Raw genomic sequence first — 20,577 nt, forward strand, 5'->3', positions numbered from 1 at the left:
GAGCTTTAACCTTTTTGCAGAATTATTAATTTGGTGTTGCAGTAGCTGGAGCTGAAGTAGTTTCTGAAGAGGTGTCAGTTATGGTTGACCCTGTATCAGTGGATGGTGCACTTATCAAATATTTTTTAGCAAAATCAGTTCCAATACATTCGCCAATCTTGCGTCCCCAGGTATTGGCTGTTTTGCTGTCAATGGTTGCTGGTAAGTTTGCATAATAGTCAGATTGACACTTTTCAAAGCTTGGTGCAATTAATGTTACGCATTTGGTATTGTCTATATTGCGGTCATTAAGTTTTTTCTTAATGGAAGCATCATCGAAAAAACCCTGGCAGATCATTGTGGGGGCCAAAGATTTAAGTTGTGCAAACCAGGTATCCTTGGACATATTTGCCGTTGAGTTGGTTGTGTTATCGGCTGAAGAATCTGAGCTGACTGGAGGTGTTCCTATTAAATGTTTTGTGGCAAAATCAGTTCCTATACATTCGCCCATGGTATGTCCCCATTTAGAGGCATTTTCTTTATTAATGGTGGTGGGCAAGCTGGAATAGTACTGGGTTTGGCATTTATCAAAGCTTGCAGGAATCAAAGAGACACATTTGGCATTATCAATTTTTAATTCTTCCATGCGTTTTTTTAAGGCAGCATCTTCAAAAAAACCTTGACAGATAACAGTAGGTGCAACTGATTTTAATTTTCCTAACCAATCATCCTTGGTCATTTCGGTTGGGGAGGCTGCTATACCGGATACAGGCAGTACTGCTCCAATGCTCATTAAGGCCATTAAGTTAGATTTTATTGACATTTTTGTTATTCCCTTAATCGTCATTTACTCTAGTAGAATAGACAAAAAACGATGTTTTTACTAAATATAAATGGATTTTTTTCTCCAATAATCTAAACATTTGCTGTGCTTTGTTCTAAAATTTTCCATTATGCTTGTTCTATGTGACGCAAAGAATTAATTGATAGAGTTGAGTTGGCAAGACTATTATCGAGAGGAAAAATAATTTCAATGATGCAAAAATTACTGCGTAATTTTTATGATAGAGAGACGGTTACTGTCGCTCAGGAACTTTTGGGTAAATACCTGGTTCATCATGTGGATGGTTTAATACGCATTGGTAAAATTGTCGAGGTGGAAGCCTATTTGGGAGAACAGGATTTGGCAGCGCATTCCTCCAAAGGGATAACGCCACGTACACGAACCATGTTTGGTCCACCCGGATATGCTTATGTTTATTTGATTTATGGAATTCATCATTGTGTTAATGCGGTGACTGAAAAAGAAGGTAATGGCACAGCTGTTCTTTTGCGTGCGTTAGAACCGGTTAGTAATATCGCAGAGCGCACAAAAGGTCCTGGTTTGCTTTGTAAAGCAATGCAAATCGATAAGCGTTTAAATGGACATGATTTATTAAGTGACAATTTTTATATTGCGCAACCACCCGATGAGGGTACCCTTGTGATTCAAAAAAAACCAAGAATTGGAGTAAATTATGCCAAGCATTGGGCAGAAAAGTTGTTAAGATTTTACATTAAGGATAACCCTTTTGTTTCAAAACCATAATTATGCTTATGGCGTCAGATGTACTAAAGCACTAAGGGAGCCGTGTTCATGAATTTCCTTAATGGCCTGAGCAAATAAAGCTGTGGCATCGAGCACTACCACCTTTTTGTCCAATAGCTGTTTTTTCACCCTGAAAGGAGGAATACTATTGGTGATAATTATTTTCTCAAGATAGGGAAGAGAGAGTGTGTTGTTAGCATCTCCGACAAAAATTCCGTGGGTAGCACACACTATAATTCGTTGGACTCCTTTTTTATGCAAAACCTCCGCAGAAAGTCTGATGGTGGTGCCAGAGCTAATCATATCATCAACGATTACAACAATCCCATCTTTAAGTTCACCAATAACCTCCTGACTACTTGAAACGACCTCCAGATTTCTTTTTTTATCGATAAAAGCTTTACCTACCTCTCTATGAAGTAAGCCAGACAGCGTTTCTCTTAATTGCTCTGCACGTTTAAGGCCGCCTGTATCCGGTGACACTATGGTAACTTCTTCATTATTTATAAGAGTGGCAAGATAGGGGGCAAAGAGTACTTGAGCCTCCAAATGTTCTGTCGGAATACGAAAAGCATTCTGAAAGGCAGCAAGGTTATGAATATCCAGGGTAAGAATGCGATCGGCACCTATCGCTTCCAGCAACTGTGCTACATACCGTAATGTAACTGGATCGCGTGCTTGTGTTCTTCTATCTTTACGAGCAAATGCAAAATAAGGAATAACTGCCGTAACGAATTGTGCAGAAGCATCTTTTAAAGCACCAATAAAAAATAAAAGCCGACACAGTTTGTCATGAATACTTGCCTTATCTTCATGAAATAAAGATTGTATTAAGAAAACATCACGTCCTCTCACATTGTCAAGAGAACGAACTTTATGCTCTCCATCAGCAAACTCTACTTCTTCGTGCGTGGAAAGAGGAAGTGCTAAATGAGCTGCTATTTTTTGTCCCCAATCCAGCGAAGTGTTCAATGCAAAAAGTTTAATCTCCATCTTTACTTTTCCTTGGTTAACATAGAATAAACTTCGTTTGCCAATCCATCCGCAGCTGCCAAAAAACTATACTTAACTCGAGTTTCTCCTGCTTCATAATGCAGTTTATTTGTACCAGCGAACAAAAGCTTGCCTCCTGCCTCGCGAAGAATAACTTCAGGACCGCAAAGATCCCACAAATGGCAATGCCCCGAAAAGTTAAAATAAAGGTCGGCCTCTCCTTTAGCAATTTTGGCGAATTTTAATCCCAGAGAACCACATTTATAAACGTCGCTGACGCCTAACTTCCTGGCAATTTCATCGGCCTTAGTGCTCCAGTGTCTTCTGGACTGTATCAAAATCGCCTGCGAAGGATGTGAAATTGCTCTGACTTTAAGATTAAACGTTTCTTTGCTGGTGATGTAAAACGTACCTTGATTTTTAATCGCATAGAAAAGTTCATTGGTGTCAGGTTGATATACAACCCCAAGACAAGCTTTTTTATGAATAGAAAGTCCAAGCATAATAGACCACTCTCCGCTTCCAGCAACGAAATCCGCTGTGCCGTCAATTGGATCTACAAACCATATGCGTTCTTTGGATTGACTCCTTAAGGGAGGTGGTTCTTCTTCTGAAATAACGAGATCCGCAGGGAAAGTAGTTACCAGGTTGTTTAATAAAAATTGACTTGCTGCTTTATCGGCATCGGTCACTAAGCCTAAATGTTTGCCTTTATCATACACTTTATAACCTTTAGCTCGGATAGTCTGTACCAGAAAACCTGCTTCACGCGCAAGACTGATGGCAAATTTTAATTCTTTATCCAAATCCATTTTTAAACTCATCATGCAATTTGTCCTTATTGATGACAACATTCGTCATTTTGTTTTGCTGGTTGCGAGACAAGAACAATGTCAATCAATTGGCTTTATTTGATCTAAGTGTATTATCTTTAGTATTGCAAATTGTTATCGAGAGGTTATCCTCCCAATGAAGTTAATCAATCACATATTATGAGGTTTATTTAACTGCATTGGAATCGATTACTTTATGCTATAGCTCCTTGGCAACTGATTTTGTAACTCTAAACTCTTTTAAAGGAAATTTGATGACCGACTTTTTCTCAGGGATGCATTATTTTTTTCTAGGGTTTAAAAATTTGACTCGCAGAGGATTGAGAACCTTCGTAATTTTGCCTATTATTTTCAATCTTTTAATTTATGCCGCTATTGCCTATATTGGCTATCATTATTTATCACCGTTAGTTCATCATTATGTGAGTAAGCTTCCAGAATGGCTTAGTTTTTTAAGTAGCCTTTTTACTATCCTTTTCTTCATTTTATTCATTTTGTTTTTCTTAACCACCTTTTCAGTGTTAGCGAATGTTTGTGCGGCTCCTTTTAATGGTTTATTAGCTGAACGTGCGCAAAAATTAATAAAAAATGAAGCTTTGCCTGAGCGGGGATGGCTAATTCTCATCATTCAGGCTATAAAACGCCAGAGCCAGTTTCTCCTTTTTTATATACCTCGTTTAATCTTAATGTGTGGGTTATTTTTTATCCCGCCACTACATCCTTTATTACCTTTCCTATGGTTTTTATTTAATTCCTGGATATTAAGTATACAGTATCAGGACTTTGTAATGGACAACAACTTAATTGATTTCAAAAAAATGCGACAGATGATTAGCCATAAAAAGGCTTTATCCTTGGGGTTTGGTATGACGATTAGCGGGTTAAGTTTCATTCCTTTTCTTAATCTTATTATTATGCCTGCAGCGGTGGTGGGTAGCGTATATCTTTTTACAAAAGAATATTCTGCGGCATAATTCTAAAATTAGACAAAATTATAAAAATAGAATATAGTAAGGAGGAATGGATCAAATTAAAGAGACAATCATGAAAACTTCTGCTCAAGTAGCGTTGGCCGTTCCTAATGAAGTAGCATGGAAAGCTCTAAAAAATTTAGTGGAAAGATTTAATTTCACCAAGGAAGAAGCGCTTCGGCTGATGGGGGATATGCCCGTTTCCTCCTATTATAAAGGGATTAATAAACATGATGGTAATTTAACGCGAGATGAGAAAGAACGTATTTCTTTATTACTAGGAATTTATAAAAATTTACGAATTTTGTTTGTTGATAGCAATCAAGCCATGTCCTGGATCAATAGAGAAAATACCTTGCCTCCGTTTAATGGCATTACTCCAAGAAGCTATTTGATGGAAGGAAGTCTCCTGCGATTAGCCGAAGTGCGACGATTTTTAGATTTTTGGAGAGGGTATTAAAAGGATGTTCACTTACACTGATTTTAAGGAAAAAACGCATCGCCTTATTCCATCACGCTACCCTCCAGTCACGTTATTTGATTGGGCTGACTCTCAAGAAGAGCTCGAGCAGATAGCTCATTTGGAAGGGTTAACGAATGAACGTCTAACAACAGAATACGGTCAAATATCTCTGGTGGCAAAAGAAGATTGGGTAAGTGGGCCTGGGTCAACACCATTAATGGCTGCTTTTACCCATTTTGGTGTTTCACGATTTAGTGATGGAACCATGTATGGAATTTATTATGCAGGGGATTCGGTCAAAACGGCCATTGCAGAAACTAAATTTCATCGAGAGCGTTTTTTGGCAGCATCAAACGAGCCGCCCTGCATTGTACAAATGCGGGAGTACACAGCTTATGTCACTAAAAGTCTAATAAACCTCTGTGATAACCGTTATCAAGAGTATTTAAATCCAGATGTTAATTCCTACTACAAAAGCCAGGAGTTTGGACGGGAAATAAAACGGCAAAATGAATGGGGTATGGTATATCCCAGTGTAAGGAGTACTACTTCGCAGGCACAGTGTCTGGCTGTTTTAAGACCTCCTGCCTTAACTATTCCCAAGCAGGCTGGACACTATGATTATATTTGGGATGGAAATGCAATCTCAGAAGTAAGAAAATCTATAAATTTTAAATAGCTAATTTGCAAAATTTTGCTATCCTTAGAAAGGCAGTACTTAAGCGTTTAACTGCTAATTAAGATGAAATATCTTAATGTAAGGAGTCATTTGTCAGGGTAGACATTCAGTTGTCTATTACCAGAATAAATAAATTTAATAACTGGAGATACAACGATGAAAAAGCTAGTATTAAGCGCCTGTTCTTTATTTCTTTTAATTCTCAGCATTCCTTCCTGGGCTGATAAAGTGGTCATCAGCGGTAGTCCTGTAGTACTGGAGCAGCGCGGTGATGTCTATTATGTGCCAGATACTTATACTGCCACTACCGATTATCATTATGTAACGATAGGTGGTGTTAACAAGGTTTGCTATGCAGAAGCACAACCAAGTCTGGCTTCATTAAATACTCAAATCATTGATGTACAAGTGGGTGGTAGCAAAGTGCAATGGACTTGCTATCCTTATGATGAAACCTATTTTACAGTAAGCCCTTAATTTGTAGAAATAAATAATAATAGCGGATTTTTCCGCTATTATTATGTTAGATGTCCTCTCATCCCTGATCTCATTAAAACCCCAATAAAACGCACCAAAATTTTTCTAAAGTAATCAGAAATCTTATGCTGAACTGTTGAATTTCAGATGATAACCTGGAAATGAAACAGTTAGTGATATACTAATTGTATTGATGTAATACAATAAGATTCCTTATTGCTCAAATGCAAGGGTTGACACCGTGAAAGGATTTATCTCTGAAGAGCTTACTGAATTTGCGCAAATGATTTATCAGCAAGGGATTACTGATGATCTTGCATCTCAAGTCATTGAATTATTAATTGATAAAATTGGACTTATGTTGGGAGGGGCTTATTTTTCTTCAAGCCAAGCCGTTTATAAGGCTACGACGCAATTTCCTGCCCCAGGCAACGCACGGGTGGCTTGTTATGGTGATAAACTCTCTCCTGAGCAAGCGGCTTTTATAAATGCAAGTTTTGGCCATGCGCAAGATTTTGATGATACTCACATTCAAGCCATTACTCACCCTGGTGGTGTTGTTATTCCTACTGCTTTTGCTGTAGCTAATCAATCAGCTGCTACAGCACAACAAATTCTTTGTGCTGTAGCAGCGGGTATTGAAATTATGATTCGTATTGCTTACTCCATACCAGCTTGTCATGCTAAAGGATTTCATACCCCAACTGTAGCAGGTCCCTTTGCAGCAGCAATTACTGCCAGTTTATTGTTAAATTTAAATCAACCACAATGCATCAATGCCCTCGGTATTGCTGGAAGTTATGCCGGTGGGTTATGGGAGTACACCCAAACAGGTGGTACAGCAAAACGTATGCATTGTGCCATTGCTACCACTGCTGGCATTAAAGCGGCTTATCTTGCAGCCCAGGGAGTTACTGGTCCTCATTCCATTTTAGAAGGAAAATTTGGTGTGTGTCAGGTATTTGATGATGGCTCACATATTCAACGGTTGAGTAAGGAATTGGGTGAAGAATTTTTATTAAAAGGTATTGCTATAAAACATTATAATTGTCCATTTAGCATTCATGCTGCTCTGGAAGCTTTATTGAATATTTGTCAATATCAAAAAATTGAAGTAGACGAAATTGAAAAAATAGAAGTGGGTACCAGTCGATTTGCACTGAATCATGTAGGAAAAATCCGACATCCAAAGAATGCAATGGAAGCCCAGTTTAGTATGGTTTTTACATTGGCTTTGTCACTTTTAAAAAATCCGCCTCAGATGCATGATTATACTGAAGAAAATATCAACGACCCAAAAGTGCACTTGTTGTCCAATAAAATTCGCTTACATGAAGATGCTTTGGCAACCAGAGAACAAAGTGAGAATATGGGAAGTATTGTTAAAGTAACCACTCGAGATAAACGATGCTTTGAAAAGCGTATCAAATATGCAAAAGGAACTCAGCAAAATAGACTATCAATCGCAGAAATTGAATCTAAATTCAAAAATTGTGTGTCGCCTGTAATGAATGAGAAAAAATCTACTCTATTGTTAGAAAAAATTAAAAATTTTTCTAACTTAACAAGCAGCGAGGAATTGACTGATCTATGGAGTTTACAAGGAGAGGTTGCAAAAGTCGCTGGAGGTGAGCTATGAATACAGCGTTAATTGTAATTGACTTTATTAACGATATTGTTCATTCAGACGGTAAAATAGCCGCTGCTGCGGCCTTTGTTGAAAAAAATAATACAATCCAAAATACAAATAAGCTGATTGAGATGGCAAGAAGAAAGCAGCTTCTGCTCTTGTTTGTAAAAGTAGGATTTTCTAAAGATTATCGAGAGTGTCCGACAAATTCTCCTGTATTTGGCAAAGCCAAAGAATCACAAGCCTTGCAGCTTGACACCTGGGGAACTGAATTTCATAAAGAGCTGGCAGTTGTACCTCAAGATATTGTCATTATCAAACATCGGGTAAGTGCCTTTTATGGTACTTCATTAGACATTTTTCTCCGTATCAACCGAATTAACACCCTATTGCTCAGTGGTGTAGCTACTAACATGACAATTACTTCTACTGCCAGAGAAGCTCATGACAGAGATTATAACGTTGTTATTGTTGAGGAGGCATGTGCAGCAGCTACAGATAAAATTCATAAAAATAGTTTAGAGTTGCTCTCACGGGTAGCAAAAATAGTACCTTTTGCGCAGGTAGAAACGGCGATTTCATAGACTATTCTTTATATAGAGGAGAATTTATTGAAAAGGGAAGAGTAAATGGCCACTATGGTAGGAACACAGGAAAAATTTGAAGACGCACTCTATGGGCTATGCGAGTTGGATTTTGAAATTGTTGAGGCATACAAGACCGCTATTAACCGCCTTGATAATGCTACCTACAAGCACAGGCTTACAGAATTTAAAAATGATCATCAATGCTATATTAAAGAGATTAGTAATTTGCTTAAAAAGCATAACAAGATTGCGCCAACAGGTCCTGGCGCTAAAAAATTATTAACGCAAGGGAAAGTTGTTTTTGCTGATCTTTTTGGTGATGAAGCTATTCTTAAAGTACTACTTTTCAATGAGAAGGATGTCAAAACGGCTTTTGAACGTTTAAATTGCCATGAAACTAAATGGAGAGACGCTGCCAACGTTTTAAAACGTGGCTTAGGCAATGAAAGAAGACATCAACATTGGTTTGAGGCAATGCTGGAACAATGATGCTATTATTTTTTAGCATAAATGACGATTGATAATAAAACGAGACTCATACCCACACACTGCAACACTGTTAATTGTTCATTAAGGATAATCCATGCCAGCAAAACAGTGGCCACAGGCATTACCGCGGTAGAAAGAGAAGCCATAATGCCGTCAACTAATTGATAGCCAAAATACCAGAACACGTAAAATAAACCTGAGCTTAGCCCTAAAATAAACAAAATCCACCAGGTGTTGAGGTCTAAAGCAGGGGTGGCAAAATAATGATTAATTCCTGCCGGTAATATCAAGGCCGCATTAATGCCATTCATGAGTGCTGAGGTAATAAAGACAGGCAAACGATTAGGATGCATTTTACATAGTACGTAGTAAGTTGCTTCGGGTAAAAGGGAGAATAAAATAATAAAATCTCCAAAAAAAGAATGAATGGCATGATTGCCTTGTAATTTATCATAAGCAATGATAACAAGGCCGATTGTAGCAAAAATAATGCATAAACTTTGCTTGGCTGCAATTTTTTCTTTCAGAATAATCCAGGACATTATAGCAATAATGGCAGGTAGGGTACTGGTGATGATACCTGCTACATTGGCATCAGTATAATGTAATCCTAAAAGCATCAGGCAATTAAATAATATCCCAGCAGACAGTGCCTGAGCAAAAATAAATATCCAATCGCGGCGATTAAGCTGAGAAAAGTAGTAGCGCAAGGAGAATTTTCTGGCTGAGCTTAACCAATGCAAAGGAAATAATATTATGGTGGCTAAAGCAAAACGCATCGCCAATAAGAAAGTGAGAGGTATCGATGAAAGAATTACTTTTGAAGAAACAATATTAACTCCTACCATAATTTGAGCAAGAATTAAAAATAATAAGCCTCTATGCCAATGTGCCTTCTTTTGCATAATGTACTCAAACCCTGCGTGTTTTATAAAAGCCATTTTACCAGTATTCGAAAAAGATTAATTATCCAAAACACGCATATATTTTGCTTTTAGGTTCATATGCCGCCATTGAGTAGGCGAGAGTCCATAAGTCTGGTGAAAGCGTCGGCTAAAGGCAGATACATTTTCATAGCCAATTCGATAGGCAATTTCCTCGATACCTAATTCCTTATTTAGAAGCAATTGCTGGGCGTATTGGAATTTTTTCATTCGCCAGTATTCTGCCAGGGTAAAACCAGTGCTTAGCCTAAAACGCCGCTGAAGTTGACTTTTACTCAAGTGACAGTGTTTAGCTAATCGAGCAATATCCACAGGTGTTGCTAAATGCTGAGCGATCCAGTCTTTTGCTTGAATCACAGTACGATCAAAAGTTTTTAAATCAGTTAAAAGCAGACTAACCAAGAGCTGATAGAGATGGTAATTTGCCAAAGGATCGGATTGAGTTTCCAGATAGCAGTGAACAAATTCAAGATATTTTTTTAAAGCAGGATTTAAGTTTAAAAAAGAAGGTAATTTGTGCGTGAGCCATTCACTGGAGTTATAAGGTAGATCAACTACTAAAAATAAATTGTTGTCACTGCCAGCAAAACAGTGTCTTATATCTGAGCGAATATTAGCAGCCGTCATTTCTTTGACAACTCCAGCTTGCCCTCCAATTTCAAGCTCGAGCTGACCTTTGAGAGGTAGGACTAATTGAGTAAAATCATGGCTATGGCTGCAAGTCTCTGTTGTATAGGATCGTAAAGAAAAAAGAACAGACATGATTCTCTAATTTTTCAATATCAAAAGTAGCAGTTTATCACAGGGTTCAGCAAAAACATCTCCTACATGTAACAAATACTATCATACTTTCATCTGTTATAAATTTGACATATTGGGTATTTTATCTATACTTAAAGTGCAGGTTGAATGTTAGATCCCATGTGTTGGGAGCTACGTTTTAACCTCTCCACCTTCGGGTGGATTTTTTTTATTCCCATTCCCAAATCCTTTTATTCTTTCCCAAAAAGACTCTCTATTCTGTTAAGGACAAATGGGTTAGCCCATCGACTCCTGTTTTCGACGCATTCTTGTTATAATGACTTGTTAATACCATTGGATGTAGCCTAAGCATCCAAAAATTATACGCATCTTTCATAGGTAAAATTTGAGAATGCTACTGTTTGGCTAGGTTAAAATATAGGCTGAATTGAAATCAATGTAAGGATGTGTAATTGTGTAGCAGGGGTAGCTTTTGTTCTCATGGAGGAAAGATGAGTTCCCATGATCTACTAAAGGAAATAGAAACGCTTATTAAGAGTTATGACTGGACTGAAGAGGTGCGTTTTAATTGGCTACGCAATTTTGGAAAAACACTGGTTTTTTTTCAAAACCCTGATTATGCATTGGAGTTTGATGCTTTAAACCAAGCGGAATCGTTATACCCCAGAGGCATTCTGGCAATTAATGGTTTACTTAACCGAAACTGTGCAAATGAAATAAAAATTGCTGGTATTAAAAAAATTTTACGCGATAAAGGGTATGATGGAGAGGATGAAGAGAAGAGTTGGCTAAGAACAGACAACACGCATACAGTTTATGGGCAGTTGGCAAGAATGATTGCTAACTATGAAAAAAATGAAAGCTGCTATATCCCAATAAAACTGTAGAGCCATTTTAGCTCACAGTGCTAGTGATGATATTACATTACTTTAGTGTGTTTGGAACGGGAAAAGGTAGTAAAAGTCTCTAATTTTAGTTCGGAGAATGTTTATGCAATATATTGATGTGAATGACGTAAGGAAGTATGCCAGGAATGTTGAGGAAGCTTGTGGGCGAACCGGTATACCCGCCAAGTTTCCCGAAAAAACATGGGAAGAGAATGTAGCCTATGTTGAAGCAACGTATAATGATCTTCGCAAAAATACCTCGAAAAAAAATTTTGAAAAATATGCTCAAGCCATTTACTTGGCTGCTTATTGGCTAAATGAGGCATCAGCTGAAGAAAAACGAGAAAAACAACCCTTTTTTACTCATCATATTGCAACACTTAAACAAGGTACTGAACACCTTCTTCATGTCCATATTCCTGCCCCTCGTGTAGTCTATGAAGCAAATGAGAGGCGTACAACAGCAGCCGCTATTTTTTTTCAGAGCCCAGTGTTTAAGGAACTATTAGCTTATAGAGATTTCTTAAAGGACTATAGGGGTAATCATTTTTTTGGTTTACTTCATAATCGCAACGATTACCACATTTTGAATGAACTTATTCAATCGTTAAGTGCTCAAAAATCAATGGAAGGGATTCAGACTGTGTTTGAGGATTTCTATCATGAGAATAGCCACAATGGCCATACTCGCTATGAGGCTATAAATCGAAGACAAGATATTTTAAGTATGATTCTTTCTCTATTTGGTGTTAAAGAAAAAACGAGTACTGCTTTGCTTGATGAAATAAGTAAATACGCTAAAAACACCTATGAGTGCACTTCTGCGGATGAAACGCCAGTTTGGCCTACTTTCAGCTATAGTCCGGGCTAGCAAAGCCCGAATTTATTCCAGCAGGTTATGCAAATCCAGAGAGCACAATTTTACCTCTGGATTGATTGCTCTCCAGAAGCTCATGAGCTTTGCGCAAATTGGCGGCATTAATAGTACCAAAGCTCTTGTTAAAAGTAGTTTTAATGACTTGCTTGTCTACTAGATGTGCAACCTCATTTAGAATATGATGTTGCTTAATCATATCAGGTGTTCTAAACATGGAGCGTGTATACATCATTTCCCAGTGGATCGAGATGCTTTTAAGCTTGAAAAGAAGAATATTAAGATGCTTCGGATCATCAATTAAGGCAAACTTTCCTTGTGGTTTTAAGCATTTAATTAATTCTTCAACATGCTCATCGCTATGGGTAAGGCTGATGACATAATCTACTTCAGAAATTTCTAACTGCTTTAATTGCTCTTGCATTGGTTTACTATGATCAATGACATGGTGTGCACCCTGATTGAATATCCACTGTTTGGATTCTTCTCGTGATGCTGTCCCTATTATTGTTAAAGAGGTAAGTTGGCGAGCTAATTGCACTAAAATAGAGCCCACACCACCGGCAGCTCCCGTAACTAACACACTGGATTTTTCACTGGCTGTAATACTCAAGCGATCAAAAAGGATTTCCCAGGCGGTGATTGCTGTTAGAGGCAGAGCTGCTGCTTTTTCAAAAGATAGATTTTTAGGTTTTAAGCCAACAATGCGTTCGTCCACCAAATGAAACTCACTATTGCAACCAGAACGAGTGATATCTCCGGCGTACCAAACTTCATCACCTGGTTTAAAAAGCGTTACTTGTTCTCCAACTGCTTTAATAATTCCTGCAGCATCCCAGCCTAATACCCGATACTGCCCGGGCTGCGGTTCTTCTCGAAGTCTTACTTTACAATCTACCGGATTTACTGCCACCGCTTTTATTTCTACTAAAACATCTCGTCCACTTGCCGTAGGTGTTGGAAGTTCTATATCCATTAATGAGTCAGTATTGTCGATGGGCAGTGATTTTGAGTATCCAATGGCTTTCATAATTTTCCTTAGTGTTAGCCTGACTAATTCCCTATCATATAGGAATATATTCGTTTTCTAAATTAGTATTCATTCGTTTAATAAATTGGTTAAATTGCTCTTTCTCTTCTTTACTGAAACCAGATAAGGCAAGGGCATTAAGATCTGTCGCGCAGCGATTCATGGCTTTTTTAACATCGAGTGCTTTTTGAGTCAGATAGATTAAAGAAATACGTCTGTCATTTTCAGAGGGTTTTCTGTAAATAAACCCATCTCGCTCCATGCGATCAAGTGTCCTCACTGCAGTGGGTTGTTCAATACCTATCAATTTGCACATTTGAGCCTGAGTTAAGCCATCTTGTTTAAAAAGCTCCAGTAAAAAGAAGGTATAGGCGTGTGTAATGGCATAAGGTTTTAATAAGTCATTGGCTTTTTTTATAAGCAAACGATTGGCTTTTTTAATTAGGCTGGACGTTAGCATCGTTTATCTCGGATAAATATCAATTGCTAATATATAGCATACTATGTTATAGTAAGCAATAATTTGTCGTGTTAAGGAAGTTAACTATGCCTAAACAACCTATGTACCAAGTTGATGCGTTTACTACCAAATTATTTGGAGGCAATCCTGCAGCAGTCTGTCCCTTGGAAGAATGGTTGGATGAGCAATTAATGCAATCCATAGCCACTGAGAATAACCTATCTGAAACAGCTTTCTTTATAAAAGAAAGAGACTATTTTCATATTCGTTGGTTCACACCCAATTCTGAGGTTGCTTTATGCGGGCATGCAACGCTGGCAAGCGCCTATGTTATCTTTGAAAAATTGGGTTATCCAGGTAACAGTTTGGTTTTTCAGAGCTTAAGTGGTGAATTAAGAGTGGCAAGACAAGGTGCTGCGTTGCAATTAGATTTCCCTTCACTTCCCTATACCGAGATTAAACCGCTACCAGCTTTATTAGCTGCAATGAATATAGTTCCTAAAGCTGTTTATGAAAGTACTTTTGATTTGTTAGTCATTTGTGATGACGAAAAAGATGTTAGAAATGCACAACTGGATCTGCATGCTATTAGCCAGTTGCAAAATAGAGGGGTAATTTTATCAGCCCCTTCAACCCAATTTGATGTATATTCACGTTGTTTTTATCCTGGTTGTGAGGTACCTGAAGATCCTGTTACAGGTTCAGCACATTGCGTTATTGCACCTTTCTGGAGCGAACGCCTGGGCAAGAAAACGATTCATGCTTTACAAGGGTTAAAGCGTCAGGGGGAACTCATTTGCGAGGTTAAAAATGACAGGGTATTATTAACAGGAGAATGTCGCTTATACCTGGAAGGGGCAATCACTTTAGCTTAAGCTGAATAGCAGCTGCTATAGGGAGAGGAATTTAGTTTCCTCTCCGATTTAGGCAAAGGTGTAACTTGCTTGTGCAAAAATACCATAACGTTTACTGTCAAAATCATTCAATGGTAAAACAATATCTGAAAATACTACGGAGCCTTTACTCATAAATTCCCAATATCTTGCTCCCAGGCCGATATTAAGCTGGTTTGTAATCGTATAAGCAGCTACCACATCTGCCATTAAGCCGTGTCCGTTGGCCTTCATCAAAATATTAGGGATTGCCCCAAGATCAAAACGCAAATGGTGGCTATCTTCATTTCTTAAATGTGCAATGGGTATATAGGCAATATCAGCATTTAGCAGAAGTTTTGAAGTTAAATGAATATCGGTAGTAATCCCCACGCGAAACGCGTCCCAGCGCGCTTTATTGCTAATGACATTGATAAAGAAAGGAATACTGACAAAACCAGGAGGACCGCATAATAAGCCACCGATATCGTCAGGATTACAGCGAGCCCCAAAGGCATGAATATTATCTCGCCAATAAAAATAGCCTGCAAGAATTCCCAAGCGCTCAAGATAAATAGTTTGATGGGGTTCAACGTTCTCATAAATATTGCCTCCCCAATTAAACGAGAGATAATCAATATTGCCATTTTTTAAGGAACTTGTCGTATCTAGAAATTTAATTTGTCCTGCTAAATAATCTTTATCCTCAAGATTGCCTTTATAAATAGAACCGGTAGCCACCAATCCTTTTACAAAAAGTCCTGAGGTATGTGCGAATTGGAAAAAAAATTCGGTTGAATTGGCACCCATTTTTTTATAATCCAGAACGGAGCCTGGGTTACCAAAAAAGGAATCAACAACGCTAGGGTCGTGATTCCAGCTAGTATTGCCAGTACTATGCCAGTATCTTATTCCAAGGGATGATTTCCAGGCAGAGGATTGGAATAAAGAATGATTTAAAGAAGAGGTGTGGGCTGAAACATTTAAAACGAATGCCCACAGCACTCCGCAAACAATTAATCTTAATTTCATAACGTTCCCTGTAATAGTGTACCACTATTGTGTGACGGCAACTTATAATAGATAAGATGCCAATTGAGTAAAGTACTTCATTCTTAGGTTTTATAACATACAATCGAGAGAATCAAGTCGTTGTTGAGTCGCCTCAATTTGTTGTTCCCGTTGAGTATGAGCAAAAAAGCAGACATTATTAAAGTGTAATTTTCCACTGTAATATCCAGTTGCTGCTTTTATAAGCATTGCTAAAAATGCTGTTCCGAACGTTCCTATTCCTAATAAAATATTGGCTAAAATAGGTTTCCATTTCTTTCGATGTGTCTGCATCTCTTCATCTTTGCTATGCAATTTAATTTTGAAATCCCTTTTAAACGCTGCAAAAATTTGCCCTTTTTTCTCATCGGAATCTGATGCTACGATATTAGTATAAAATTCATTAATTGTTTGGTTTAACTTATTGACGAGTTTAATGACGGTTTCTCCTTTTTCAGTATCTTCCTTTGCAAGTTGTTGACCATATTCTTTCAAGGGTTGAAGCAGGTTATGTAAGCTGGTGTCTTCATGAATGATCTTGTCCATTAACACAATATCTGTATGAGGGAAAACGGTTGTTATTATCTCTAACAGCTTCATGGAGTCTTGATTTGCACGAATACTTTGAAATGCCTTGAGTCTATGGAGCATGGGTAATAACATAATAAGCTTTGAAATTTTTCTTGGATGATAAGTTTCAAAGACTTGTTGCAATATTTGTGGGTCATTTTCAGTCTTTATTTGCATCATCTCGAGACGTTGTTCTTCAGGACATGCCTCTAGCAGAATGAGTAGTGAGTCCGGTTTCTTTAATACTTGAGTTAATATTTTTGGTGATCTCACCACTTGTATGAATTGTGATTGTGGCAAGAGACTAAGGGCTGCTTGCAGGGATTTGGGGTTCTGGATAGCGTTATCTAATACTGTTTGGCCTTCTTTATTTTGTTTTAATAGGATAGGCAAACGTTGCTCTTCTGGACAAAGTGCCAGGAGAGTTTCTAAAGACTTGGAATTACAAGTTGCTGTATGGAATACAGTTTGGTGCTTCTTATCTAACAGTAGTAAGTCAGCTTTAACAAGTTCTACGTCTGGATGGAATGTTAAAACAGTTTTTAATGCCTCTTCTTTTTTTACGAAACGATGCAAAACAGTTTGTCCTGTTTCATCAGGTATTCTTATCATCTCAAGAAATTGCTCTTTTGAACAAAGAGCTAACAGAATTTTCAATAGGTCCAGATTGTCTATCGCCTGATCAAATATCGTTTCCCCAGATTGATTAGTTTCCTTTAAAGCTTTTATTTTTTCATCGTCTGACCAGGAGGCTATGGTTTCATTGATTAGTACAAGGTCTTCTGTTTGTAGCAGCCAATGGAAAAAAGGTTCTTGTAAGTTAAAGCGCGAATAGTGACTTGAAATGGCCTTAATGGTGGCCTGCCTTTGTGGTAGCGTGAAAAAGCCAAGTCCGATAGCACTTGCCAGTTCGGCTAAATTATTTTGAGGGTCAGGTAAAACAATGCTTTGCCAAAGCATCTCATAGAAAGAAGGTGGGAAATTAATAATTAACGCTATCAAGTTCTCAGGCGTTAGAGTCATCCTTTCAAGAGCTTGCTTAATTAATTGAGGGGGCAACGGAATTTTTAAGTCCTCTTTTTGGACATTAAGAATAGGACGAGAGGAGGAAGGTTTAAAATTATATTTTTTTTCTAATCGGTTTAATTCCTCTTCACTCATTTTAGGAGATACGTGTAATAATTTATTTTTGTCATTAACACGAAGGAAAGCTTGGAGGTAAACAGCTGACTCCTCCACGCATTCGCCCTGTTTGATCTTGGTATCCAAAATGTAGCCTAAAGTATGGTCGGCATCATATTTGAGGGCCTTTAACTCTTCTTGTATCTCTTGCGATAAAGCTTCAAAGTAGTTAAAAAAACGACTCACAGCTTCTGTGGCTTCTTTAGTGGCAATATCACTGTCCGTAAATTTAGTACTCCCCAACCATAAACCTTGAATAAGTTGCTCAATAGCCTCTTTTGGAGTAATACCGGCGCTGTTGAACAGGGAGATATCAGCATCCAAAGAGGCTAAATCTGTATTGTGGTCATAAAGCGTTTTGGCCAACGCAGGATTCAATCGCTTTAATTTGTTTTGTAGCTTGGAATGGGTGCGTAAAGGGAGATTGGCTATATCCTGTAAATCCAGGATAACATTCTCAACAATGAGATAGTCGTTTAATTTCTTCAGGGTAGGAGAAGCTGAGAATTTTTGCAGTGAATTCTCTGTTTGTAATTGTGGCTCCCAACTCTTGTGATATTGCCTAAGCTCTTTTTTCGACAGAGTATCCGGAAGTTCGTCAGGAATGGTGACTTGAAGATGAGTATTAACAGAGGGCAACAAAATACTTAACATGACTTGCGTTGTTTGGGGTGTAAAAACAAGTTGAGCGATTTTCCAATATAATTCATTCGCTGGGCTTTCAGGTAAAATCTTGAATGAAAATGTCTCTTGGGTGTCGGTCTCACGTAGGCTGCAGCGCACTTTAAATGCTTGTTCAAATGACTCTGATAAGAGCATAGCGTTTAGTAATTTTACTTCCTTTTCTAATTCTATTTGGAGAGCAGCTTTTTTTAATCCGTTGTAGCTGTAAGGAAGGTCAGTTTGATCTATAGTTGTTGTAGCTTCTGTTAGATAGCCTTGAATTGTTTCTCTTATTATTTCATTCATCATTGTAAGGTTAACTCTTAAAAAATATTGGATGATATCAAAACTAAGGCGGAATCCCCAAAAGATAGTTTGAATCCTTCTAGTGAGGGACTTAAAGAAGGATTCAGGGGGTTTTTAAAATAGCGAGGTAGAAATACGATGATGGCGCAAACGAAACCCAATCATACTAATGAGACAAGAACCCACTAAGGCACATGTAGGAATTAACATCAGGGAGTTATGATAAGAAGCTAGGGAGTAAAGGTGAAGTCCTTCATCATTTAAAGCCCCATTCCAGGAAACATCCATTATTCGCCCTATAAAAGTATGAAAAAAAGACCCACCTAGCATATTAATGCAATTAAGAAATGCAATTGTTACACCTAATAGTTTAGCGTCGACTAAATCCGCTCCTGCCGCAAAAACAATAACTTGATAACAACACATCAAACCGAGCATAAAAAATAGTAATGCTAATCCATACCAATTATAAGTTGAAATTGAAAGTAGTAGTTTAAAAAGCAATGCCATAGTTAACCCGCATAGAGCAATCACTGTATAATTACCCCAGTGCTTACTTAAAAAAGCCAGTAAAGGGCCTCCAAATAACATGCCCACGAAAATAAATGAAATTAATTGCGCAGCACTACCTTTATCCAATGCAAATGCAGTAGTTAAATAAGATACGCCCCAGACATCAGCAAAACCTTCAAGAGAACCTACCATCAGAAGATTTGCCAGGGCTAACAATAGTATTCTTGGTGAACTTAAAAGTGTCTTAAAGTAAGAAAATTTAAAATATTGTGCAGGTTCTGTTGTAGTTGTTTTTTCCTGATGGGGTGAACGCAGAAAGCAATAACTCGCAAGTCCTAACAGTATGGCTATAGCCGCCAAGGTAAAGGCGACTTTTTGCCAGGGAAAGCTTGCAATTAGGAGACTCACTGGTTTCCCGCCGTAGATAGCGCCTAAAAGTCCGATAGAAAAGGAAAAGCCCACCATCTTTGCGTATTTAGGCTTAGGAAACCATTGAGAAATCACTTTAGACACTGAAAGAAAGCCAACCGCAGAGCCTGCTCCTACTAAAAATCGGCTCAAACAGGCAAGATACCAATTTGAAGTATAACTAAAGATCAGTGTGGACAGGCCGCAAACTAACGCAAAAATTAATACTATACCACGGACATTAAAGCGTTCAAGCATCACAGCGACAGGAATCTGCATCCCGGAATAACCATAATAATAAAGAGCAGCGAGAAAACCAAAATGACTGGCGTCAATAGAAAATTGCGTCATAATCTGCTGCATCATTAAACCGGGCCAAAGACGCAAAATAAATTGATAAGTAAAAAAGGAAAGCGGCAAAAACCACATAAAGGTAGGTAAAAAAGTCAAGTTTTTCTTAAACATATCAGCCTCATTGTTTAGGAGGGAAGGGACGTTATAGGTAAATGTGGGGCGTAAGTTATGATTCGGCTTTTCAGCCGATAATAATGTGAGCAATGATAGTGATGATGTTGATGCGTTTAGACCACATTGGAGTATTGTTCAAAAAATATAGTGTTTATATAAAAAATCACTATATCGTATTTTATAGAGATAGCCAAGACTGTTTATAAAGTTTTCTTATCATTTGAAGCTTAGTCTAGTTGTCAAAGAGAGTCTTATCACATGGAAACTCCCAACGTAATGTGTAAATCAATCCAATGGTTTTTAAATTTTAACTGAGGACCCAACAGATATTTTTGCCTCACTTCAATAAGTGTAGGGGCGTTAATAGTAAGCACATAATAGCGTTTGTGGCCAAGATCCCCTGAAACCACCTGTAATACTTTAAATTGGTGCGTTTTTCCGAGTTCCTCTTGTACACTTGCTGTGTTTTCTTCTGGATAGATAACGCTAATGTGGGCTCCAGCAGATTTTTGTCCAAAGTAATCAGGTTTAATAATGGCTGCAGAATAGTTTTTTAAAAATGGATAGAGAGCATGGATATAGCTATCTGCTATGTCCAGGTAAAGTAATCCGTCTTTGCTTTGTTTTATGTATCCTGATGCGGGTAAATTTAAAGCGGCGTCTATAAGATCAGGAATATCCAAGTGTTTTAATTTTAAGGAATTAGTAGTCATATGTATTTACAAAAGTATAGAAAATAATTGTCTTGCTTAAGGTTAGTCAATAGAATGCGCAAAGTCTTTAACAAACTCAAACTATCTCGGGAATTAAGTACTATGAATTGATTTGTTTTCAGCGGATAGACAATCTAGAGGGTGTTAAATACTTGACTATAGTATAATTAGAAAATATCAATAATT

General features: G+C 37.8%; 22 protein-coding genes. 11 read left to right on the plus strand and 11 right to left on the minus strand.

The genetic code is table 11. The annotated features are described in order from the left end of the window. Positions 1-25: 25 nt before the first annotated feature. A complete protein-coding gene (locus tag clem_RS05220; RefSeq protein ID WP_094090661.1) occupies positions 26-802 on the minus strand; it encodes a hypothetical protein in 777 nt (258 codons plus the stop codon). Positions 803-1,015: 213 nt separating this feature from the next. On the opposite strand from clem_RS05220, the gene clem_RS05225 reads away from it, so the two are divergent. Beyond that, on the plus strand, positions 1,016-1,567 hold the full coding sequence (locus tag clem_RS05225; protein WP_094092273.1) for a DNA-3-methyladenine glycosylase: 552 nt from the start codon (positions 1,016-1,018) through the stop codon (positions 1,565-1,567). A gap of 6 nt (positions 1,568-1,573) precedes the next feature. Here the strand turns inward: clem_RS05225 and clem_RS05230 are convergent, their stop codons facing one another. Further along, positions 1,574-2,560: a ribose-phosphate diphosphokinase gene (locus clem_RS05230; protein ID WP_094090662.1), complete on the minus strand. Its 987-nt coding sequence runs from the start codon at positions 2,558-2,560 to the stop codon at positions 1,574-1,576. A gap of 2 nt (positions 2,561-2,562) precedes the next feature. Further along, positions 2,563-3,387 (minus strand): 3'(2'),5'-bisphosphate nucleotidase CysQ family protein, encoded by an 825-nt coding sequence (locus tag clem_RS05235; RefSeq protein WP_157698185.1) that lies wholly within the window; start codon positions 3,385-3,387, stop codon positions 2,563-2,565. A gap of 260 nt (positions 3,388-3,647) precedes the next feature. Here clem_RS05235 and cysZ point away from each other — a divergent pair, with 260 nt between their 5' ends. From cysZ to clem_RS05270, 7 genes are all read left to right on the plus strand, one after another. After that, entirely contained in the window at positions 3,648-4,367 is a 720-nt protein-coding gene (gene cysZ / locus clem_RS05240) for a sulfate transporter CysZ (RefSeq protein WP_094090664.1), read from the plus strand. A gap of 46 nt (positions 4,368-4,413) precedes the next feature. Further along, positions 4,414-4,824: an MbcA/ParS/Xre antitoxin family protein gene (locus tag clem_RS05245; RefSeq protein WP_232505570.1), complete on the plus strand. Its 411-nt coding sequence runs from the start codon at positions 4,414-4,416 to the stop codon at positions 4,822-4,824. Between the two features lie 4 nt (positions 4,825-4,828). After that, positions 4,829-5,506 (plus strand): RES family NAD+ phosphorylase, encoded by a 678-nt coding sequence (locus clem_RS05250; RefSeq protein WP_094090665.1) that lies wholly within the window; start codon positions 4,829-4,831, stop codon positions 5,504-5,506. A 156-nt stretch (positions 5,507-5,662) separates the two neighbouring features. Then, positions 5,663-5,983, plus strand: a complete 321-nt coding sequence (locus tag clem_RS05255; protein ID WP_094090666.1) for a hypothetical protein — start codon at positions 5,663-5,665, stop codon at positions 5,981-5,983. A gap of 241 nt (positions 5,984-6,224) precedes the next feature. Continuing rightward, positions 6,225-7,622 carry an MmgE/PrpD family protein gene (locus clem_RS05260; RefSeq protein WP_094090667.1) on the plus strand — a complete coding sequence of 466 codons (1,398 nt, stop codon included), beginning with the start codon at positions 6,225-6,227 and terminating at the stop codon, positions 7,620-7,622. Continuing rightward, positions 7,619-8,197, plus strand: coding sequence for a cysteine hydrolase family protein (locus tag clem_RS05265; protein ID WP_094090668.1), 579 nt, complete (start codon positions 7,619-7,621; stop codon positions 8,195-8,197). The genes clem_RS05260 and clem_RS05265 overlap by 4 nt, the downstream gene beginning before the upstream one ends. A 45-nt stretch (positions 8,198-8,242) precedes the next feature. Next, a complete protein-coding gene (locus clem_RS05270; RefSeq protein WP_094090669.1) occupies positions 8,243-8,689 on the plus strand; it encodes a rubrerythrin family protein in 447 nt (148 codons plus the stop codon). Positions 8,690-8,694: 5 nt separating this feature from the next. Here clem_RS05270 and clem_RS05275 read toward each other — a convergent pair whose 3' ends face one another. Beyond that, positions 8,695-9,594 (minus strand): DMT family transporter, encoded by a 900-nt coding sequence (locus clem_RS05275; RefSeq protein ID WP_094092275.1) that lies wholly within the window; start codon positions 9,592-9,594, stop codon positions 8,695-8,697. Between the two features lie 57 nt (positions 9,595-9,651). Beyond that, on the minus strand, positions 9,652-10,395 hold the full coding sequence (locus clem_RS05280) for a helix-turn-helix domain-containing protein (RefSeq protein ID WP_094090670.1): 744 nt from the start codon (positions 10,393-10,395) through the stop codon (positions 9,652-9,654). A gap of 491 nt (positions 10,396-10,886) precedes the next feature. Between clem_RS05280 and clem_RS05285 the strand changes: the two genes are divergently transcribed. Both clem_RS05285 and clem_RS05290 read left to right on the plus strand, forming a co-directional pair. Next, positions 10,887-11,282 (plus strand): RNA-binding protein, encoded by a 396-nt coding sequence (locus clem_RS05285; RefSeq protein ID WP_094090671.1) that lies wholly within the window; start codon positions 10,887-10,889, stop codon positions 11,280-11,282. Positions 11,283-11,385: 103 nt separating this feature from the next. Next, positions 11,386-12,153, plus strand: coding sequence for a hypothetical protein (locus clem_RS05290; RefSeq protein ID WP_094090672.1), 768 nt, complete (start codon positions 11,386-11,388; stop codon positions 12,151-12,153). 25 nt (positions 12,154-12,178) lie between these two features. Here the strand turns inward: clem_RS05290 and clem_RS05295 are convergent, their stop codons facing one another. Together clem_RS05295 and clem_RS05300 are read right to left on the minus strand one after the other, a co-directional pair. Continuing rightward, entirely contained in the window at positions 12,179-13,186 is a 1,008-nt protein-coding gene (locus clem_RS05295) for a zinc-binding alcohol dehydrogenase family protein (RefSeq protein WP_094090673.1), read from the minus strand. Between the two features lie 34 nt (positions 13,187-13,220). Beyond that, positions 13,221-13,646, minus strand: coding sequence for a MarR family winged helix-turn-helix transcriptional regulator (locus clem_RS05300; RefSeq protein ID WP_094090674.1), 426 nt, complete (start codon positions 13,644-13,646; stop codon positions 13,221-13,223). A gap of 86 nt (positions 13,647-13,732) precedes the next feature. Between clem_RS05300 and clem_RS05305 the strand changes: the two genes are divergently transcribed. After that, positions 13,733-14,521 carry a PhzF family phenazine biosynthesis protein gene (locus clem_RS05305; protein ID WP_094090675.1) on the plus strand — a complete coding sequence of 263 codons (789 nt, stop codon included), beginning with the start codon at positions 13,733-13,735 and terminating at the stop codon, positions 14,519-14,521. Positions 14,522-14,569: 48 nt separating this feature from the next. On the opposite strand, the gene clem_RS05310 is transcribed toward clem_RS05305, so the two are convergent. The 4 genes from clem_RS05310 to clem_RS05325 form a co-directional block, all read right to left on the minus strand. Continuing rightward, the gene (locus clem_RS05310) at positions 14,570-15,550 is read right to left on the minus strand and encodes a hypothetical protein (RefSeq protein ID WP_094090676.1); all 981 of its coding nucleotides are present in this window, start codon (positions 15,548-15,550) and stop codon (positions 14,570-14,572) included. 90 nt (positions 15,551-15,640) lie between these two features. Further along, the gene (locus tag clem_RS05315; RefSeq protein WP_094090677.1) at positions 15,641-18,292 is read right to left on the minus strand and encodes an ankyrin repeat domain-containing protein; all 2,652 of its coding nucleotides are present in this window, start codon (positions 18,290-18,292) and stop codon (positions 15,641-15,643) included. A gap of 111 nt (positions 18,293-18,403) precedes the next feature. Further along, positions 18,404-19,675 carry an MFS transporter gene (locus tag clem_RS05320; RefSeq protein ID WP_094090678.1) on the minus strand — a complete coding sequence of 424 codons (1,272 nt, stop codon included), beginning with the start codon at positions 19,673-19,675 and terminating at the stop codon, positions 18,404-18,406. Between the two features lie 257 nt (positions 19,676-19,932). Then, entirely contained in the window at positions 19,933-20,391 is a 459-nt protein-coding gene (locus clem_RS05325; RefSeq protein ID WP_094090679.1) for a hypothetical protein, read from the minus strand. Positions 20,392-20,577: the final 186 nt, after the last annotated feature.

The sequence above is a fragment of the Legionella clemsonensis genome (assembly GCF_002240035.1).
Classification (GTDB): Bacteria; Pseudomonadota; Gammaproteobacteria; order Legionellales; family Legionellaceae; genus Tatlockia; species Tatlockia clemsonensis.

Bases quoted from the DNA above. Each gene is read 5' to 3' on its own strand.
- clem_RS05265 (WP_094090668.1), top strand. From the start codon at position 7,619: ATGAATACAGCGTTAATTGTAATTGACTTTATTAACGATATTGTTCAT.
- clem_RS05225 (WP_094092273.1), top strand. From the start codon at position 1,016: ATGCAAAAATTACTGCGTAATTTTTATGATAGAGAGACGGTTACTGTC.
- cysZ (WP_094090664.1), top strand. From the start codon at position 3,648: ATGACCGACTTTTTCTCAGGGATGCATTATTTTTTTCTAGGGTTTAAA.
- clem_RS05295 (WP_094090673.1), bottom strand. From the start codon at position 13,186: ATGAAAGCCATTGGATACTCAAAATCACTGCCCATCGACAATACTGAC.
- clem_RS05285 (WP_094090671.1), top strand. From the start codon at position 10,887: ATGAGTTCCCATGATCTACTAAAGGAAATAGAAACGCTTATTAAGAGT.
- clem_RS05270 (WP_094090669.1), top strand. From the start codon at position 8,243: ATGGCCACTATGGTAGGAACACAGGAAAAATTTGAAGACGCACTCTAT.
- clem_RS05275 (WP_094092275.1), bottom strand. From the start codon at position 9,594: ATGCAAAAGAAGGCACATTGGCATAGAGGCTTATTATTTTTAATTCTT.
- clem_RS05280 (WP_094090670.1), bottom strand. From the start codon at position 10,395: ATGTCTGTTCTTTTTTCTTTACGATCCTATACAACAGAGACTTGCAGC.
- clem_RS05320 (WP_094090678.1), bottom strand. From the start codon at position 19,675: ATGTTTAAGAAAAACTTGACTTTTTTACCTACCTTTATGTGGTTTTTG.
- clem_RS05300 (WP_094090674.1), bottom strand. From the start codon at position 13,646: ATGCTAACGTCCAGCCTAATTAAAAAAGCCAATCGTTTGCTTATAAAA.
- clem_RS05250 (WP_094090665.1), top strand. From the start codon at position 4,829: ATGTTCACTTACACTGATTTTAAGGAAAAAACGCATCGCCTTATTCCA.
- clem_RS05220 (WP_094090661.1), bottom strand. From the start codon at position 802: ATGTCAATAAAATCTAACTTAATGGCCTTAATGAGCATTGGAGCAGTA.
- clem_RS05230 (WP_094090662.1), bottom strand. From the start codon at position 2,560: ATGGAGATTAAACTTTTTGCATTGAACACTTCGCTGGATTGGGGACAA.
- clem_RS05315 (WP_094090677.1), bottom strand. From the start codon at position 18,292: ATGATGAATGAAATAATAAGAGAAACAATTCAAGGCTATCTAACAGAA.
- clem_RS05235 (WP_157698185.1), bottom strand. From the start codon at position 3,387: ATGATGAGTTTAAAAATGGATTTGGATAAAGAATTAAAATTTGCCATC.
- clem_RS05290 (WP_094090672.1), top strand. From the start codon at position 11,386: ATGCAATATATTGATGTGAATGACGTAAGGAAGTATGCCAGGAATGTT.
- clem_RS05305 (WP_094090675.1), top strand. From the start codon at position 13,733: ATGCCTAAACAACCTATGTACCAAGTTGATGCGTTTACTACCAAATTA.
- clem_RS05255 (WP_094090666.1), top strand. From the start codon at position 5,663: ATGAAAAAGCTAGTATTAAGCGCCTGTTCTTTATTTCTTTTAATTCTC.
- clem_RS05245 (WP_232505570.1), top strand. From the start codon at position 4,414: ATGGATCAAATTAAAGAGACAATCATGAAAACTTCTGCTCAAGTAGCG.
- clem_RS05310 (WP_094090676.1), bottom strand. From the start codon at position 15,550: ATGAAATTAAGATTAATTGTTTGCGGAGTGCTGTGGGCATTCGTTTTA.
- clem_RS05325 (WP_094090679.1), bottom strand. From the start codon at position 20,391: ATGACTACTAATTCCTTAAAATTAAAACACTTGGATATTCCTGATCTT.